Source organism: Luteimonas terrae, from assembly GCF_004358165.1.
Taxonomy (GTDB): Bacteria; Pseudomonadota; Gammaproteobacteria; order Xanthomonadales; family Xanthomonadaceae; genus Luteimonas; species Luteimonas terrae.
The window spans coordinates 376,565-391,994 of the sequence record NZ_SMTG01000002.1; the positions used below are offsets into that span (position 1 = coordinate 376,565).

At 69.6% G+C, this 15,430-nt stretch carries 15 protein-coding genes and 4 tRNA genes; 10 read left to right on the top strand and 9 right to left on the bottom strand.

Features of this window, described 5'->3' with window-relative positions; translation table 11 throughout:
• The first annotated feature begins 42 nt into the window (after window positions 1–42).
• The 9 genes from E2F49_RS01835 to E2F49_RS01875 all read left to right on the top strand — a co-directional run bounded on the left by E2F49_RS01835 (window position 43) and on the right by E2F49_RS01875 (window position 6,151).
• Window positions 43–489 carry a low molecular weight protein-tyrosine-phosphatase gene (locus E2F49_RS01835; protein ID WP_133393412.1) on the top strand — a complete coding sequence of 149 codons (447 nt, stop codon included), beginning with the start codon at window positions 43–45 and terminating at the stop codon, window positions 487–489.
• Window positions 486–1,913, top strand: a complete 1,428-nt coding sequence (locus E2F49_RS01840; RefSeq protein WP_133392373.1) for a thioredoxin-like domain-containing protein — start codon at window positions 486–488, stop codon at window positions 1,911–1,913. The genes E2F49_RS01835 and E2F49_RS01840 overlap by 4 nt, the downstream gene beginning before the upstream one ends.
• The gene (gene uvrC, locus E2F49_RS01845) at window positions 1,910–3,820 is read left to right on the top strand and encodes an excinuclease ABC subunit UvrC (RefSeq protein WP_133392374.1); all 1,911 of its coding nucleotides are present in this window, start codon (window positions 1,910–1,912) and stop codon (window positions 3,818–3,820) included. The genes E2F49_RS01840 and uvrC overlap by 4 nt, the downstream gene beginning before the upstream one ends.
• Before the next feature lie 18 nt (window positions 3,821–3,838).
• Entirely contained in the window at window positions 3,839–4,438 is a 600-nt protein-coding gene (pgsA, locus tag E2F49_RS01850) for a CDP-diacylglycerol--glycerol-3-phosphate 3-phosphatidyltransferase (protein ID WP_055247436.1), read from the top strand.
• 36 nt (window positions 4,439–4,474) lie between these two features.
• Window positions 4,475–4,550 (top strand) — tRNA-Gly (locus tag E2F49_RS01855).
• 78 nt (window positions 4,551–4,628) lie between these two features.
• Window positions 4,629–4,702 (top strand) — tRNA-Cys (locus E2F49_RS01860).
• Window positions 4,703–4,749: 47 nt separating this feature from the next.
• Window positions 4,750–4,825 (top strand) — tRNA-Gly (locus E2F49_RS01865).
• 103 nt (window positions 4,826–4,928) lie between these two features.
• A tRNA-Leu gene (locus E2F49_RS01870) sits at window positions 4,929–5,015 on the top strand.
• A gap of 161 nt (window positions 5,016–5,176) precedes the next feature.
• A complete protein-coding gene (locus tag E2F49_RS01875) occupies window positions 5,177–6,151 on the top strand; it encodes a GGDEF domain-containing protein (protein WP_133392375.1) in 975 nt (324 codons plus the stop codon).
• A 114-nt stretch (window positions 6,152–6,265) separates the two neighbouring features.
• On the opposite strand, the gene E2F49_RS01880 is transcribed toward E2F49_RS01875, so the two are convergent.
• Both E2F49_RS01880 and E2F49_RS01885 read right to left on the bottom strand, forming a co-directional pair.
• The gene (locus E2F49_RS01880) at window positions 6,266–6,565 is read right to left on the bottom strand and encodes a hypothetical protein (RefSeq protein WP_133392376.1); all 300 of its coding nucleotides are present in this window, start codon (window positions 6,563–6,565) and stop codon (window positions 6,266–6,268) included.
• Window positions 6,562–6,810 carry a hypothetical protein gene (locus E2F49_RS01885; protein WP_133392377.1) on the bottom strand — a complete coding sequence of 83 codons (249 nt, stop codon included), beginning with the start codon at window positions 6,808–6,810 and terminating at the stop codon, window positions 6,562–6,564. The genes E2F49_RS01880 and E2F49_RS01885 overlap by 4 nt, the downstream gene beginning before the upstream one ends.
• Window positions 6,811–7,048: 238 nt before the next feature.
• Between E2F49_RS01885 and E2F49_RS01890 the strand changes: the two genes are divergently transcribed.
• Window positions 7,049–8,680 (top strand): FMN-binding glutamate synthase family protein, encoded by a 1,632-nt coding sequence (locus E2F49_RS01890; protein WP_133392378.1) that lies wholly within the window; start codon window positions 7,049–7,051, stop codon window positions 8,678–8,680.
• Window positions 8,681–8,827: 147 nt separating this feature from the next.
• On the opposite strand, the gene arsC is transcribed toward E2F49_RS01890, so the two are convergent.
• From arsC to E2F49_RS01925, 7 genes are all read right to left on the bottom strand, one after another.
• A complete protein-coding gene (arsC, locus tag E2F49_RS01895) occupies window positions 8,828–9,184 on the bottom strand; it encodes an arsenate reductase (glutaredoxin) (RefSeq protein WP_133392379.1) in 357 nt (118 codons plus the stop codon).
• On the bottom strand, window positions 9,181–10,464 hold the full coding sequence (locus E2F49_RS01900; protein ID WP_133392380.1) for a dicarboxylate/amino acid:cation symporter: 1,284 nt from the start codon (window positions 10,462–10,464) through the stop codon (window positions 9,181–9,183). Before E2F49_RS01900 ends, arsC begins: the two co-directional genes overlap by 4 nt.
• 67 nt (window positions 10,465–10,531) lie before the next feature.
• Window positions 10,532–10,999 (bottom strand): GNAT family N-acetyltransferase, encoded by a 468-nt coding sequence (locus E2F49_RS01905; RefSeq protein ID WP_133392381.1) that lies wholly within the window; start codon window positions 10,997–10,999, stop codon window positions 10,532–10,534.
• Window positions 10,996–11,793, bottom strand: coding sequence for a L,D-transpeptidase family protein (locus tag E2F49_RS01910; RefSeq protein WP_133392382.1), 798 nt, complete (start codon window positions 11,791–11,793; stop codon window positions 10,996–10,998). Before E2F49_RS01910 ends, E2F49_RS01905 begins: the two co-directional genes overlap by 4 nt.
• Window positions 11,794–11,810: 17 nt before the next feature.
• Window positions 11,811–12,656 (bottom strand): MurR/RpiR family transcriptional regulator, encoded by an 846-nt coding sequence (locus tag E2F49_RS01915; RefSeq protein WP_133392383.1) that lies wholly within the window; start codon window positions 12,654–12,656, stop codon window positions 11,811–11,813.
• The gene (locus E2F49_RS01920; protein ID WP_133392384.1) at window positions 12,656–13,753 is read right to left on the bottom strand and encodes a dipeptide epimerase; all 1,098 of its coding nucleotides are present in this window, start codon (window positions 13,751–13,753) and stop codon (window positions 12,656–12,658) included. The genes E2F49_RS01915 and E2F49_RS01920 overlap by 1 nt, the downstream gene beginning before the upstream one ends.
• Window positions 13,754–13,776: 23 nt before the next feature.
• The gene (locus tag E2F49_RS01925) at window positions 13,777–15,186 is read right to left on the bottom strand and encodes a C40 family peptidase (RefSeq protein WP_243713368.1); all 1,410 of its coding nucleotides are present in this window, start codon (window positions 15,184–15,186) and stop codon (window positions 13,777–13,779) included.
• Between the last annotated feature and the right edge of the window lie 244 nt (window positions 15,187–15,430).

Genomic DNA, 15,430 nt, shown 5'->3' on the forward strand with positions numbered 1-15,430 from the left:
CGCCTGCTCGTCGTCTGCCTGGGCAACATCTGCCGGTCGCCGATGGCCGAGGGCGCACTGCGCGCCCGCATCGATGACGCGGGGCTGGGCCACGTCATCGAGGTGGACTCCTGCGGCACCGGCGACTGGCATGTCGGCGACCCGCCGGACCCGAGGGCGATCCGCTGCGCTGCAGGCCATGGCGTCGACATCGGCGGGCAGCGCGCCCGCCAACTCGAAGCGGCCGACTACCGCATGTTCGATGTCCTGCTGTGCGCCGACGCCAGCACCCTGCGGATCGTCCGCGATCGCGCCCCGGCGGACGCGACCGCGACGTCGACACTGCTGCTGCAGCACGCCGGGCAGGGCACCGGCGACGTGCCGGACCCCTACACCGGCGGGGCCCGGGACTTCGAAGCCGTGTGGGCCCTGGTCGACCGGGCGGCGCGTGAGATCGTCGCGGCGTCCCGACCCCCGGTCCACGGCGGTTCGCGCATAATCGGGCGATGACCGACGCCGCGACCGCCCCCGAGTTCCCGGCCAGCCTGGAGTGGCTGAACCTGACCGATCCGCTGCGCATGGCGCAGTTGCGGGGCAAGGTCTGCGCGCTTGCGTTCGTCAATCTCGCCTCGGCGTGGTCGCAGCAGCGTCTGGCCGATCTGGGCCATCTGCGTGCGCGGCATCGTGAGCGGCTCAACGTGGTCGCGGTGCACGTGCCGCGTTTCGATGCCGAGCGCGAATCGCGTCGCGCGTCCAAGCGGGCGCATCGCCAGCAACTCGAATTTCCGGTCGCGCACGATGCCGACTGGACGCTGTGGCAGCACTACGGCATCGAGGCCTGGCCGACGGTCGTGCTGATCGATGGCGAAGGCCGGGTGCGCGAGCGCATCGTCGGCGAGGGCGGCATCCGCGAGCTCGATGCGCGCGTCAGCGCGCTGGCCGGCGAACTCACGCCGCAGGCGGTCAACGTGGAGCCGATCCGCATGCGGCGCAGCGGCGAGCCGCCGTTGCCGCTGCGCTTTCCCGTCGGCCTCGCGCTGGCGGGCAACTTTCTCTACGTCGCCGACAGCGGGCATCACCGCGTGCTCGAATGCGACACCAGTGGTCGCGTGCTGCGGCAGTTCGGCAGCGGCAGTCCAGGCTTCATCGACGGGCCGATGGAACTGGCCGCGTTCACGCGGCCGCACGGCATCCACGTCGAACGCGATGTGCTCTACGTCGCCGACACCGGCAACCACGCGGTGCGTCGCATCGAGCTGCGCAGCGGCGACATTTCCACGGTCTGCGGCGCCGGCCGTCCCGGCGTCACCGTCGACGGCCCGCTGACCGACCCGCGCAGCGTTGCGCTCGACCAGCCGCGCGACATCGTGCTGGCCGGCGACAAGCTCTACATCGCCTGCGCCGGCGACAACCGCGTGTGGCGTCTCGATCTGGGCCGCGCCGCGATCGAACTGCTGGCCGGCAGCGGCAAGCTCGGCGTCATGGACGGCAGTGGGCCGATGGCCTCGTTCGGCGAGCCGGTTTCGCTGGCCTGCGTGCAGCAGACGCTCTATGTCTGCGATGCCACGGGCTCGGCCGTGCGCAGCGTGCACACGCGCACCGGCGCGGTGTCGACGCTGGTCGGGCAGGACGCGTGGCAGTTCGGCCGCGTCGACGGGCCGCGGACCGACGCGCGCCTGCAGCATCCGCAGGCGCTCGCGCTCGAACCCGACGCGCCGGTGCTGTGGATCGCCGACGCCGGCAACGACAGCCTGCGCCGGTTGCGGCTGGGCGGCGGGGAACTGACGACCTTCGAACTGCCGCAGCGCCTGCATGCGCCCGGCGGCCTCGCCATCGGCGCCGAGGCGGTCTGGATCGCCGATACCGACGGCCATGCCGTGCTGCGGCTCGATCCGGTCAGCGGCGCCGTGCGACACGTGCCGATCGGCGAATGACCGGGGCACGCCAGACACACCGCGGAACGGATTTCGACGGCAAGGCATTCGTTGCAGGACTGAGCACTGCACCCGGCGTGTACCGCATGTACGCCGCCGACGACACGGTGCTGTACGTGGGCAAGGCGGGCGACCTGCGCAAGCGCGTGGCGAGCTACTTCAACGCCACGCCCAAGGTCACGCGGACGATGGCGATGATCGCGCAGATCGCGCGCATGGAGACCACGGTCACCCGCACCGAGGCGGAGGCGCTGCTGCTCGAAAACCAGCTCATCAAGTCGCTCAAGCCGCGCTACAACGTCTCGCTGCGCGACGACAAGAGTTATCCCTACGTGCTGGTCACCAAGGACGACTGGCCGCGCATCGCCGTGCATCGCGGCCCGCGCAATGTCGCCGGCCGTTACTTCGGCCCGTATCCGGGCGTGACCGCGGTGCGCGAAACGCTGAACCTGATGCAGAAGCTGTTCAAGCTGCGCAATTGCGAGGACAGCGTGTTCCGCAATCGCTCGCGGCCCTGCCTGCAGCACCAGATCGGTCGCTGCACCGCGCCCTGCGTCGGCCTGATCTCGGCCCAGGACTACGGCGACGCGGTGCGTCGCGCCTCGCTGTTCCTCGACGGGCGCAGCGACGAGCTCACGCAGGAAGTCACCCGCGACATGGAGGCCGCGGCCGAACGGCTGGACTTCGAGAACGCCGCGCGTCTGCGCGACCTGCTGGGCAACATGCGCAGCATGCAGGCGCGGCAGTACGTCGACGGCAAGGTCGCCGAGCTCGACGTGCTGGCGGTCGCGATGCGGGGCAGTCACGCCTGCGTGCTGCTGCTGTCGTTCCGCGACGGCCGCAATCTGGGCACGCGCGCCTTCCATCCGCGCACCAACGGCAGCGACGATCCGGCCGAAGTGCTGGCCGCGTTCGTGTCCCAGCACTACGCCGAGCAGTCGCCGCCGCGCGAGATCGTGCTCGATCGCGCGATCGAGGACGTCGACCTGCTCGAGCATGCCTTCAGCGAAGCGGGTGGGCGCCGGGTGCAGATCAAGTGCAACGTCCGCGGCGACCGCGCGCGGTATGTCGATCTGGCGCGTCGCAATGCCGAGATTTCGCTGGCCAGCGAAATGGACAGCCAAGCGGCGCAGAACGCGCGCGCCGAATCGCTGCGCGAGATGCTGGGCCTGTCCACGGTCGCGCAGCGCATTGAATGCTTCGACATCAGCCACACGATGGGCGAGGCGACGGTGGCGTCCTGCGTGGTCTTCGATGCCGCCGGTCCGGTACGCGGTCAGTACCGCCGCTACAACATCGCCGGCATCGAGCCGGGCGACGACTACGCGGCCATGCACCAGGCGCTGACCCGGCGCTTCCGCAAGGCCGCCGAGGCACGGGCGTCCGTTGCCGAAGGCGAGGATCCCGACACCGCGCAGGGCGGGGCGGGCGTGCTGCCCGACGTGCTGCTGATCGACGGCGGCACCGGCCAGGTCGCACAGGCGCGCGCGGTGCTCGACGGCTTCGGCATCACCGGCATCTGCCTGGTCGGCGTGGCCAAGGGCGAAGCGCGCAAGCCGGGCGATGAAACGCTGCTGCTGCCCGATGGCCGTGCGCTCAAGCCCGGTGCGGCGTCGCCGGGTCTGCAGCTCGTGCAGCAGGTCCGCGACGAGGCGCACCGCTTCGCGATCACCGGACATCGCGGACGCCGGCAGAAGGCGCGCACCACCAGCCGGCTCGAGGACATTCCGGGTATCGGTCCGCGCCGCCGCGCGAGCCTGCTCAAGCATTTCGGCGGCCTGGGTGGCCTCAAGGCGGCCGGCGCCGAGCAGATCGCCCAGGTCGAAGGCGTCAATGCGGCGCTCGCGCAACGCATCTATGCGACCCTACACGGGCTCGATGCCGGCAGCGGCGGCGGGCAGGACTGACTCCCCCGCAGGCGTTCGATGAAACTGACGATTCCCACCTGGCTCACGCTGCTGCGGATCCTGATGATCCCGGTGCTGGTGCTGGTGTTCTACCTGCCGTTCCAGTGGACGAACTTCGCCACGGCGCTGGTGTTCGCTTTCGCGTCGATCACCGACTGGCTCGACGGCTGGATCGCGCGCAAATACCACCAGTATTCGGCGTTCGGTGCGTTTCTCGATCCGGTGGCCGACAAGCTGATGGTCGCCGTCGCATTGTTCCTGATCGTGCAGGGCCACCCGACGCCGTGGATGGCGTTCTGGGCGGCGGTGATCGTGGGCCGCGAAATCGCGGTGTCGGCGCTGCGCGAGTGGATGGCCGAACTCGGCCAGCGCGCGACCGTGCGCGTGGCGGCGATCGGCAAGATCAAGACCGTCGCGCAGATGGTCGCGCTGTTGTGTCTGCTGTATTCGGTCACCCCGGACCAGCCGCCGCGCCCGCTGCCGTGGCTCGGTCACGAGATCTTCGTCATCGGCGATTACCTGCTCGCGATCGCCGCGATCCTGACCTTGTGGTCGGGCCTGCTGTACCTGCGCGCGGCGTGGCCGATCATGCGCGCGGCGGAGAAGAACAAGTATTGACACCCCGCCGGCGATGGGTAGAATTTCGCCTCCCAAGCGGGAATAGCTCAGTTGGTAGAGCGCAACCTTGCCAAGGTTGAGGTCGAGGGTTCGAGCCCCTTTTCCCGCTCCAAGTTTCGAACGCGAAACCCCGGGCAGTACGCGGGGTTTCGTGTTGTCGGCAAGGCGAAAGCCGCGGCGACGGGTCACCGGCCTGGTGGCAGAGTGGTTATGCAGCGGATTGCAAATCCGTGTACGCCGGTTCGATTCCGACCCAGGCCTCCAGCCGGCGCACCACTGAAGGTCGCAGGCGGGTTACAATTCGGTTTCATGCGGGAATAGCTCAGTTGGTAGAGCGCAACCTTGCCAAGGTTGAGGTCGAGGGTTCGAGCCCCTTTTCCCGCTCCAGTTTCGAAAGGCCCCGCGCACGCGGGGCCTTTTCGTTTCTGGCGTTGCGCGACGTCGCAGCGGTTCCAATCGACCGCGCGCTCGGGCACGCTGTCGCACGCCTGCCCGGATGGCGAAACTGGTAGACGCACCGGACTTAAAATCCGTTGGCCGCAAGGTCGTGCCGGTTCGATTCCGGCTCCGGGCACCATCGCCGCACCGCAGGACTGCGACGCGGTGCGCGAAGCGCGCGCATCTTCACGGGCGCATCCGCGCCCCCGGTTCAGGGTGTCGGACGACCGTCGACACCACGATTGCCGGGCCGGCGAAGGGGACGGGACACGCCGCCGGCGTGCGCGGGACGAGCACCAGATGATCTCCAGACTGCGCAACGACTTCCGCCTGACCATCATCACCCTGCTGGGGTCGGTGTCGTCGGCGGTGATCGGCAGCTTCATGGTCTGGCGCCTGCTGCGTGGCGACTGGCTGCTGGGCGTATTCGACGCTGCCGTCGTGGTGTCGGTGATGGCCGTGGTGCGCATGGCGTGGCGCGACGGGCACACCGAACGCGCTGGCGCATGGATGGCGGTCATCAATTCGGGATTCGGCATCGTCGCCGGCCTGGTGCTCGGCGCGGGCGCGAGCGGTTGGATCTACGTGATCCTGATGACCAGTTTCTATCTGGCACCGCTGCGCGTGGCGGCCACGGCGGGCGGCCTGCTGCTGGTCTGTGCGTCGGCCATCCTGTTGTGGCGCGACGTGGGTCCGAACCACATCAGCACGATGGTGACCTGGTCGCTGGTCTACGGGTTCTCGCTGGCCTTCGCGCGTCGTGCGAGCAAGCATCGCGATTCGCTCGAAGCCCTGGCCAGCCTCGATCCGCTGACGGGCATTCCCAATCGCGGCATGCTCGAAGCGGATCTGCAGCAGGCGATCCTGCGGCGGCAGGGCGGACGTTTCGGCGTTCTGGTGCTCGACCTCGATCGCTTCAAGGCGGTCAACGACACCTTCGGCCATGCGGCGGGCGATGCGGTGCTGGTCGATCTCGCACGCCTGCTGCGCGAGGAACTGCGTCAGGGCGATTCGGTGTACCGCTTCGGCGGCGAGGAGTTCGTCATGCTGTTGCCTGTCGGCTCCGAAGGCGCACTGGCGCGCGCGGGCGAGCGGGTACGCGCGGCCGTCGAGACGCATCTGGTGGGCCCCGGCGGCCCGATCACCGTGGCCATCGGCGGCGCGATGCTGTCGGTCGAACGCGACTGGCAGGACTGGTTCGCGCGTGCGGACGCGTCGCTCTACTTGGCCAAGCGGGCCGGCGGCAACACGGTCCATGTGGCCGATCCGCTCTGACGTTTCCGGAGCGTCCAAGGCAGGCGTGCTGGCGTAGCGCGTTGGGCTCGATGAACGTCGGAATCAGCGGAGTTGAAACGGAGGCGTTCGAGCACGCTCCAGCGGCTGTTGCGCTCAGCCGCGACCGCCCGGCGCCACGCCCTGCGCCGTGTCGGGACTCCAGCCCGCCCGCTGCGAGTGCGCGGCGCGCCCGCGGCGTACGGCCGCGAGGCGACGGCGCCAGCGCAGCACACCGCCGAAGATCGTGACCAAGGCGAGCAGCGCCGCGACCACCAGCACCCAGGGCGCCAACGCGGCGAGCGGCGACAGGATCGAGCCGGCTGTGTTGCGCAAGGCGAGCGCGAACACCACGCCGGCCAGCAGCATGTAGGCGGGCAGCACGAGCAGGCGCCAGATCGCGCGGGGCGGAATCATCGGATCACCTCCGGCGCGTCCATTCCGAGCGCGACGACCGGTGCGACATCCGGCAGGCCGCGCATCAAGCGGTAGTGCGAGGCGGCGACGTCGCGCACGTCCTCCCAAGCCACGGCGCGAGGCGCCTGGTCCCACTGCGCGCGCAGCATCGGCTCGAGTTCGTGCCAGTCCGCATCCGGCCGGTCGGCCTGCGCCGCGCGCGTCATTTCCGCGAGGGTGACCGGGTTGTACGGCAGGTGCGACATGGACGCGTTCGATGCTGGCGATGAGTTCGGCTTCGATACTGGTCAGCGCGATGCCAAACAGCCGTGAAGTGCTGTGGAACGGAATGCGGGGTTCAGCTTCGGGTGGCCGGCCACCCGGTCGCTGCCTACCATGCGGAGAACGTGCTGCAGGGACGTGACCGGCCTGCAGCTGGTTTTCACCGCCGTCCGGGGAGGATGGCGTGCCGGCCGCCTGCTGCCGGCCACAGAAGGGAGCCCGATGGCCCGTTATCTCGTGTTTGCCGCCTGCGTCGTACTGGCGCTCGTCTCGATCTTCCTCGCTGCCACCCAGCAGTCAGTCGGGTGGTCCATCGCCGCGGTGCCGGTGCTGGCGCTCGTGGCGCTGGGGACCTACGACATCGTGCAGACGCGCGCGACCCTGCGTCGCACGTATCCGTTGACGGCGCATTTCCGCTACGGCCTGGAATCGTTCCGCCCGGAGATCCGCCAGTACTTCATCGAGGACGACCAGGATGAAGTGCCGTTCTCGCGCCAGCAGCGGGCGCTGGTCTACCAGCGGGCCAAGAACGTCAGCGACGTGGTGCCGTTCGGCAGCGAGCTGCCGATGTACGGCACGCAGTACGAATGGATCAACCATTCGCTGGTACCCGCGCACGCGGACTCGCACGACTTCCGCGTGCCGGTCGGCGACGAGCGCGCGCAGCCGTATGCGGCCAGCGTCTTCAACATCTCGGCGATGAGTTTCGGCTCGCTGTCGGCGAACGCGATCCGCGCGCTCAATCTCGGCGCCAGGCAGGGCAACTTCTTCCACGACACCGGTGAGGGCGCGATCTCGCCCTACCACCGTGAGCATGGTGGCGATCTGGTCTGGGAAATCGGCTCGGGCTACTTCGGCTGCCGCGACGCGAAGGGCCGCTTCGACGAAGACCTGTTTGCCCGCCATGCCGCCGAGCCGCAGGTGCGCATGGTCGAACTCAAGCTCTCGCAGGGCGCCAAGCCCGGCCATGGCGGCATGCTGCCGGGCGCCAAGGTCACGCCGGAGATCGCCCAAACGCGCGGCATCCCCGTCGGGCAGGACTGCGAGTCGCCGGCCGCGCACACGACGTTCTCCACGCCGCTGGGGCTGCTGGAATTCGTCGAACGCATGCGCACGCTGTCGGGCGGCAAACCGGCCGGTTTCAAATTGGCGATCGGCCATCCTTGGGAATGGTTCGGCATCGCCCGCGCGATGCTCGACAGCGGCATCCTGCCGGATTTCATCGTCGTCGACGGCGCCGAAGGCGGAACCGGCGCGGCGCCGTCGGAATTCATCAACCATGTCGGCCTGCCGCTGCAGGAAGCGCTGATGCTGGTGCACAACACGCTGGTCGGCATCGGCCTGCGCGACCGCATCCGCGTGGCCGCGGCCGGCAAGATCACCAGCGGTTTCGACATCGCCCGCACGCTCGCGATGGGCGCGGACTGGTGCAACGCGGGCCGCGGTTTCATGTTCGCGCTGGGCTGCATCCAGTCGCGCACGTGCCATACCGACCATTGCCCGACCGGCGTGGCCACGCAGGACCCCGCGCGCTGGCGGCTGCTCGACGTGCCCGACAAGGCCAACCGCGTCTTTCACTTCCACCAGAACACGCTGCGCGCGCTGCGCGACATGCTCGGTGCGGCGGGACTGGAACACCCGATGCAGATCGGACCGGAGCACATCCTGCGCCGCGTGTCGCCGACCGAAGTGCGCTCACTGGCGGCGTTGTACCGCTTCCTCGAACCGGGCGAACTGCTGACCGGAGTACCGGAGCACGCGGTGTTCAAGACCTTCTGGCCGACTGCACGCGCGGACAGCTTCGCGCCGCCGGCGCGCGCATCGGCGATGCATGTGGCGAAGAAGACGCATTGAGGGAGGCCGTCATCCCAGCGGAAGCTGGGATCCATTTTCGCGGCAACGCCTCAGATCAAAATGGGCCCCAGCGTGACCGGACATTCGTCCGTTGAAAGCCGCTGGGGCGACGATAGCGAGTTGCAGAGGCCCTTCGTCGAGACGGCGCTAGTCCAGCAACTCCAGCAACCGCTCCGTCGGCCTCCCGATCACCGCACGCGCCCCGCGCACCAGGATCGGCCGCTCGATCAGCTTCGGATGCGCGACCATCGCCGCGATCAGCGCGTCCTCGTCGAGCGACGCGTCGGCAAGGCCGAGCTCCCGGTACGCATCCTCACCGGCCCGCAGCAGCCCGCGCGCCGGCATGTCGAGACGCTGCAACAGCAATCGCAGCGCGTCGGCGTCGGGCGGCGTCTCGAGATACAGCACGACGTCGGCATCGATACCACGCGCCTGCAGCAGTTCGAGGGCGGCGCGCGACTTCGAGCAGCGCGGGTTGTGGAACAGGGTGAAGGTGTCGGTCATGGCGAGGCGTCGTCGGTCGGGGGCGCACTGCCGCGGCGCGCGACGATGGCGGTCGCGGTGACGTGGCCGGTGGTGTTGGCGGCCGTGGCGAAGGCGTCGGGAATGGTGTCGACCGCGAGCAACACGCCCAGGGGTTCGATCGGCAGGCCCATTGCCTGCGTCACCGGCAGATTGTTGGTCATGAAGCTCACCTGGCCGGGCAGCCCGACCGAGCCCATCGAGATCACGATGCTCAGCGCGACCGCGATCGCAAGCTGCGCCGGGCCGAGGTCCACGCCGTACATCCAGGCGATGAACACCACGACGCTCAGGTACTGCGTGGGACTGGCGATGCGGAACAGCGACACCGCCATCGGCAGGACCAGCGAGGTCACCGCCAGCGGATAGCCCAGGCGCTGGCGCGCGCTCTCCACCATCACCGGCAGCGAGGCCAGCGAGGACTGCGTGCTGGCGGCGATCGCCTGTACCGGCAGCAGTGCACGCGCGAAGCGGCGCAGCGGTTCGCGGGCCAAGGTGACCGCCACGCCGTACATCAGCAGCGTGATCGCGACATACAGTGTGCACTGCAGCGCGATGTAGTACCCCAGCGCGGACAGCACGCCCAGACCGACGTGCGCGCAGACCGCGAACACCAGCGCGAACACGCCCAGTGGCGCGACCAGCAGCACCCAGCGCACGACGACGATCATCGCGTCGCCGATCGTGCGCACCAGATCGAGCATGCGTTCGCGGCGATCGGCGTCGAGCCGGGTCAGCGCGAAGCCGAAGAACATCGAGAACACGACCAGCGGCAGCATTGCGCTGGCGGCCGCGGCGGCGATCGCGTTGCTCGGAATCACGCTGGTGATCCACAGGCCGAACGAGGGGGCTTGCGGCAGTACTTCGGGCGCCTGGATCGCGGCGCGGAACGCGGCGACCAGGGCCTCGTCGCGCGGCACCAGCGACAGCAGCGCGGGCGCGGCGATCGCGGCGAAGGTGCCGCAGACCGCCAGCAGCACGCCGAACACCAGCATGGCCAGACGCGCATTGCGCCCGGACGCGGCGGCATCGGCCGCGGCGTTGATGCCGACGATCACCAGCGCGGCGACCAGTGGCACCACGGTCATCTGCAGCGCGTTCAACCACAGCTTGCCGACCGGCTGCGCGAACTCGGCCAGGCGCGTCGCGGTGCCGGCGTCCCATGCGGACAGCGAGAGGCCGGCGACCGCGCCCACGACCAGCGCGAGCAGCACGCGCGCAGATGCGGAGACGGCAGGACGAGGCGGAGCGGATCGGGTCATGGCGCGCGGCCGTTGCGGGTGACGCCGGCAGCATGCCACGCCATGGAGGCGCTGCCGCCGGCCGGCATCAGCGCTCGGCGCCCACGGCGAGCACCAACGTGTCGCGATGCGTGTCGACGAAACCCGCGCGCAGGTAGAGCGCCTTCGCGCGTGGATTGTGGTGATGCACTTCCAGTCGCAGCACGTCGACGCCCCAGTCGCGCGCCTGCGCGGCGGCCAGTGCCAGCGCCTGCGCGCCCAGACCGCGTCCGCGGGCCTCCGGCGCGATGTACAGCTCGTCGAGCAGGGCGTAGTGACCGGCCTGCTCGAGACTGAAGCCGCGGGTGAGCGCGAGGTAGCCGGCAGCGCCGGTCTCGCCGAGCAGCAGGACCACGCCGCAGGCCGGATCGGCCAGCAGGGCCTCGATCGCCCGCGGCGTCGCGGTTTCGTCGAAGCGCAGCCGGTCCTCGGCGTAGAACGCGCGCATCATCGCCAGCAGCGCGGGCAGATCGGCCGGTGTGGCGGCGCGTGCGGGCAGCGCCGCGACCTCGCTCATCGCGCGAGCACCGGCAGCTGCCAGTCGGCCTGCAGACGCGCGTACTCCGCGTCGGGCAGCAGCACGAAGCGCGGCGTGCGGGCCGGTTCCAGCCAGCGCAGCAGCGCGTCCATCGCCGCGTCGTCCATCGCCGTGCAGCCGGCGGTGGTCTCGTCGGGACGGCGCAGCAGATGCGCGAAGATGCAGCTGCCGCGACCTGCTTCGCCCTGCGCGTTGTGTTCGATGACGAAGCCCCGGCGGTAGCGCACGTCGCCGTCGTTGTGCAGGTCCAGCCGCATGTGTTCGCTGGCGCCCTCGACCGCTGCCGCGCCGACGTGCTTTTCGTCGACGATGCGGTTGTAGAGCGGCGAGTTCGGCACGTCGATGCAGTAGTGCGAGGCCTGCATCGGCAGATAGGGCATCGCGCCGACGCCTGCGGGCGCATAGCCGAACGCCTCGCCGATCGCAAAGACCCCGGCCGGCGCGCGGCCGTCGCCCTCCTGCTTCTGCGGCGTACCGCGCTGGGCCGGATGCAGGCCCAGACCCCAGGCGCTGCCGCTGCGGCCGAGCATCACCGGCACGGCCTCGCCGACCTCGCGCCAGGCGCCCGCGCCATCCCGTTCGAAACGCCGCATGCGTGCCTGCGCGGCATCCCAGTCGGCGGCGGTGACGACGACGACCTGCTGCGCGCCGGCCAGCGGCGCGTCCGCGTCGCCATCGGGCGTGGAGCCGCAGGCGGCGAGCAGCAAGCCTGCAAGCAGCAAGCCTGCAAGCAGCAGGGCGGCGGTGGCGACGCGCTGGCGGAAACGTGGCATCGGAAGGTCCTCGTGGTTCATGGGTCGAGCAGGCGTCGCATGCGCGCCTGGTGGTCGGCCAGCAGCGCCTGCCGGCCCGGGAGCGCGCACACCTGCACGACGATCACGTCGAGCAGCTGCTGCAGCGCGGCCTGGTAGAGCAGCATCGCGACATGCGGTTGGGCGTCGTGTGCAGAGACGAGCAGCGCATGGTCGGCACGGGTGCGCAGCGGATTGCTGGAATGGCGGGTCGCCGACAGCACGCGCGCGCCGCGTTCGTGGGCGAGTTTCGCCAGCTGCAGCAGCGCCGGCTGCCGGCCCTGCTCGGAGAACAGCGCCAGCAGATCGCCGGCGGCGAGACCTGCGACCTGCGACGCGGCCAGCGCGGGGTCGGGATGGTAGGCCGCACCGATGCCGAGCAGGGACAGCCGCAGTGCGAACACGCGCGCGGCGACGTTGTCCTCGCCCGAACCGACCACGATCACCCGCCCGGCGCCATGCAGCAGGTCGGCGATGACCTGCAGATCCGCTTCGGGATTGAGGGAGCGCGTCGCCGCGTCCGCGTGCGTCTTCGCCGTCCACAGCGCATCGGCGATCGCCGGCGTCTCGGAGCGGACGGCGGCTGCGGGCGTTGCCGGCTCGCGATCGCGCGCGACCGATTCGCCGACCGAGAACTTCAGGTCCGGATAGCCACGGAAGCCGAGCTTCTGGCTGAATTTCACCACGCTCGATTGGCTGATGCCGAGCGCGCCGGCCAGTTGCTGGGACGAGTAGTCGCGCAACAGATGCGCGTTCTCCAGCACGAAATCGCCGATGCGCCGCTCGATCGCCGACATGCGATCGCGCTCGACGCGGATCTTCAGCAGCGGCGACGCCGGCGACATCAGCTGGCGATCGGCTGCACGCCGCGCACCGAGACGATGCCCAGCCCCGGCGCCTCGCCAATCGAGATTTCGGCCTCGTCGAAGCGCACGCCGCCCTCGACCGGATTCCAGGCGCACAGCGAAGGGCCGTCCAGATCGACCTTGGTGATCACATCGGCCTTGGCGACCGCCAGATGCGCGGCCGCCGCGACGCTGATGCTGCTTTCGATCATGCAGCCGATCATGCAGTCCACGCCGTGCAGACCGGCGATGTCGGCGAGCTTGATCGCGTTCGAGATGCCGCCGGTCTTCATCAGCTTGATGTTGACGATGTCGGCCGCGCGCATGCGGATCAGCTCGATCAGTTCGACCGGGCCGAACACGCTTTCATCCGCCATCACCGGCACGTGCACGCGGTCGGTGACGTATTTGAGGCCGGCCAGATCGTGCGCCTTGACCGGCTGCTCCAGCAGCTCGGGTTCGATGCCGGCATCCTCGAGCTGGCGCATCGCGTGCACGGCCTGTTTGGGCGTCCAGCCCTGGTTGGCATCGAGCCGCAACAGGGCGCGGCCGTCGACCGCCGCATGGATCGCACGGATGCGTTCGAGGTCCACGCCCATGTCCTTGCCGACCTTGATCTTCAGCGATCCGTAACCGCGTTCCACCGCGTCGAGCGCGTCGGCGACCATCTTGTCGATGTAGTCGACGCTGATCGTCAGGTCGGTGCTGATCACCGGGTCGCCACCGCCGAGGATGCGATACAGCGGCGCGCCATGCAGTTGCGCGAACAGATCGTAGAGCGCGATCTCCACCGCGGCCTTGGCGCTGGTGTTGCGCTCCAGCGCGGTCTGCACGAGGCGCGTCAGCGCGTTGAGATCGGCGACGTCGCGGCCGATCAGGCGCGGCGCGATTACGGTCGAGATCGCCGCGACGATGGCGCCGTGGGTGTCGCCGGTGATGACCGCGGTCGCCGCGGCCTCGCCATGCCCGATGTGGCCGGTGTCGGTGTGGATCGAGACCACGATGTCGTCGACGCTCTCCACGGTGCGCAGCGCGGTCTTGAACGGCGTCTTCAGCGGCACGCGCATCATGCCCAGCTGGATGTCGGTGATCTTCATCGGAGGTCCGGTGGTGGCACGCGTCAGCGCACGCGCTGGATGCTGGTGATGCGGTCGATGGTGAAGCCGTCGGCGCCCGACAGCATCGGTGTGACCGGCGTGACCACGACGCCGTTAAGCGGCAGGCGCACGATGTCACCGGCGGCATCGCGCACGCTCATGCCGGCGGTGTCGTGGATCACCCAGGGTTCGCCGTCGACGTGGCCGATGACCATCATCACGTGGCCGGGAATGAACACCATGTCGCCCACGTCGGCCTCGCGCAGCAGCTGCAGGCGCGTCGCATGGGACATGTTCGGCGTGACTTCGATGCGGTCCAATGCCGGGCTCACCGCCTGCGCGCTGGTATTGCGCGGCAGCAGGATGCCGACGCTGCGGTAGATCTCCGACACGAAGCCACTGCAGTCGCGCGCGTTATAGGCATGTCCCCAGCCGTAGCGTTCACCGAGGAACTTGAAGGCCTGGCGGATCAACGCCGCGCGGGTGTACGGCAACACGTCGTCGGCGACATCGTCGGCAGCCGGCAGCAGGGCCGGTGCGAACGACAGTGCGCCGTCGTCGGCGCGAACCGGTAGTTCGACGACGTGACCGAAGGCGGGCACCTGGCCGTGCAGTGCACGCGCGACGTTCCAGTCCGCGCGCGGCACGCGCACGCCCATCTCGAGCTGGACGTCGGACACCTCCGGCGCCTGCGGCGTGAACACCGTGCGCGCGGTCGCGCCGGTGACGACGACGCCTTCGGCGGCACGCGCGGCATAGCCCGCAACTTCGGACTGCCCGCCGATCGCGACATGCTTCGACTCGATCCAGGCGCGATAGCGCTCGCTGACGACGAACAGCCAGTCGCCGTCGCGGCTTGCATGCAGCACCGCGACCGGAGTGCCGGGAAACAGCGCGTCCTCCTGGAAGCGGTCGATGTCGGTATCGTCGGGCCGGCTGAAGACGCGGGTCGCGGTCGGGAACGCGCGCAGATCGGCGCGGCGCACGACCAGACCGAAGCGCGGCGCGACCTGCCCGGGCAGGACGTCGAGCGCGAGCGCGTCGAGCCACGCGTCGAACATCGCCGCCGACACCGCCCCCTGTGCAGTGAAACGTGGTGCGGAGGGCCGTCTGGAGATCGCCTCGATCCACTCGGCAACGGTGCGTCCCTCGATACGCGCGGGCAGCGCGAGCGGATCGAAGATCGAGGCGTCCTCTCGGCGCATGCCTGCGTTCTGCGCCGCGATCGCGGCCGCGTCGAGCACGACCGTATCAGGCGCGTCGAGTCGCGCGATCCACGCATCCGGCGACAGCATCGACGCGGTGAGTCCGGGAATCGGACCGGTGGCTGTGGAGGCGTGCATGGCGCCGGGCGCAGGCAGCAGCGCGACGAGTGCGAGCAGCGTCGCCGTCGTCCAGCGCAGCGCGGACGGGGTCAGTCGGATCGATCGCATCACGGCTCCTGCGGTCGGGGGCGGACGTCGCGCAACCTGGTGCGGACGGCCTTCGAGAATATTTGTTTTCCATCTCAGGACAAGGCGGAATAATTAATTGACACAGCTTCGTGACGGGTGGTAATCACGATGTCATGCACGTCCTGCAAGGGGGCCCGCCAAGGGCGGACGGGCTGTTCTCGATGTCGGCCATGCCCGCGCATGCGCCGGCGTTGCGCATCGCGTCGCCACGCCACCCAGGGGA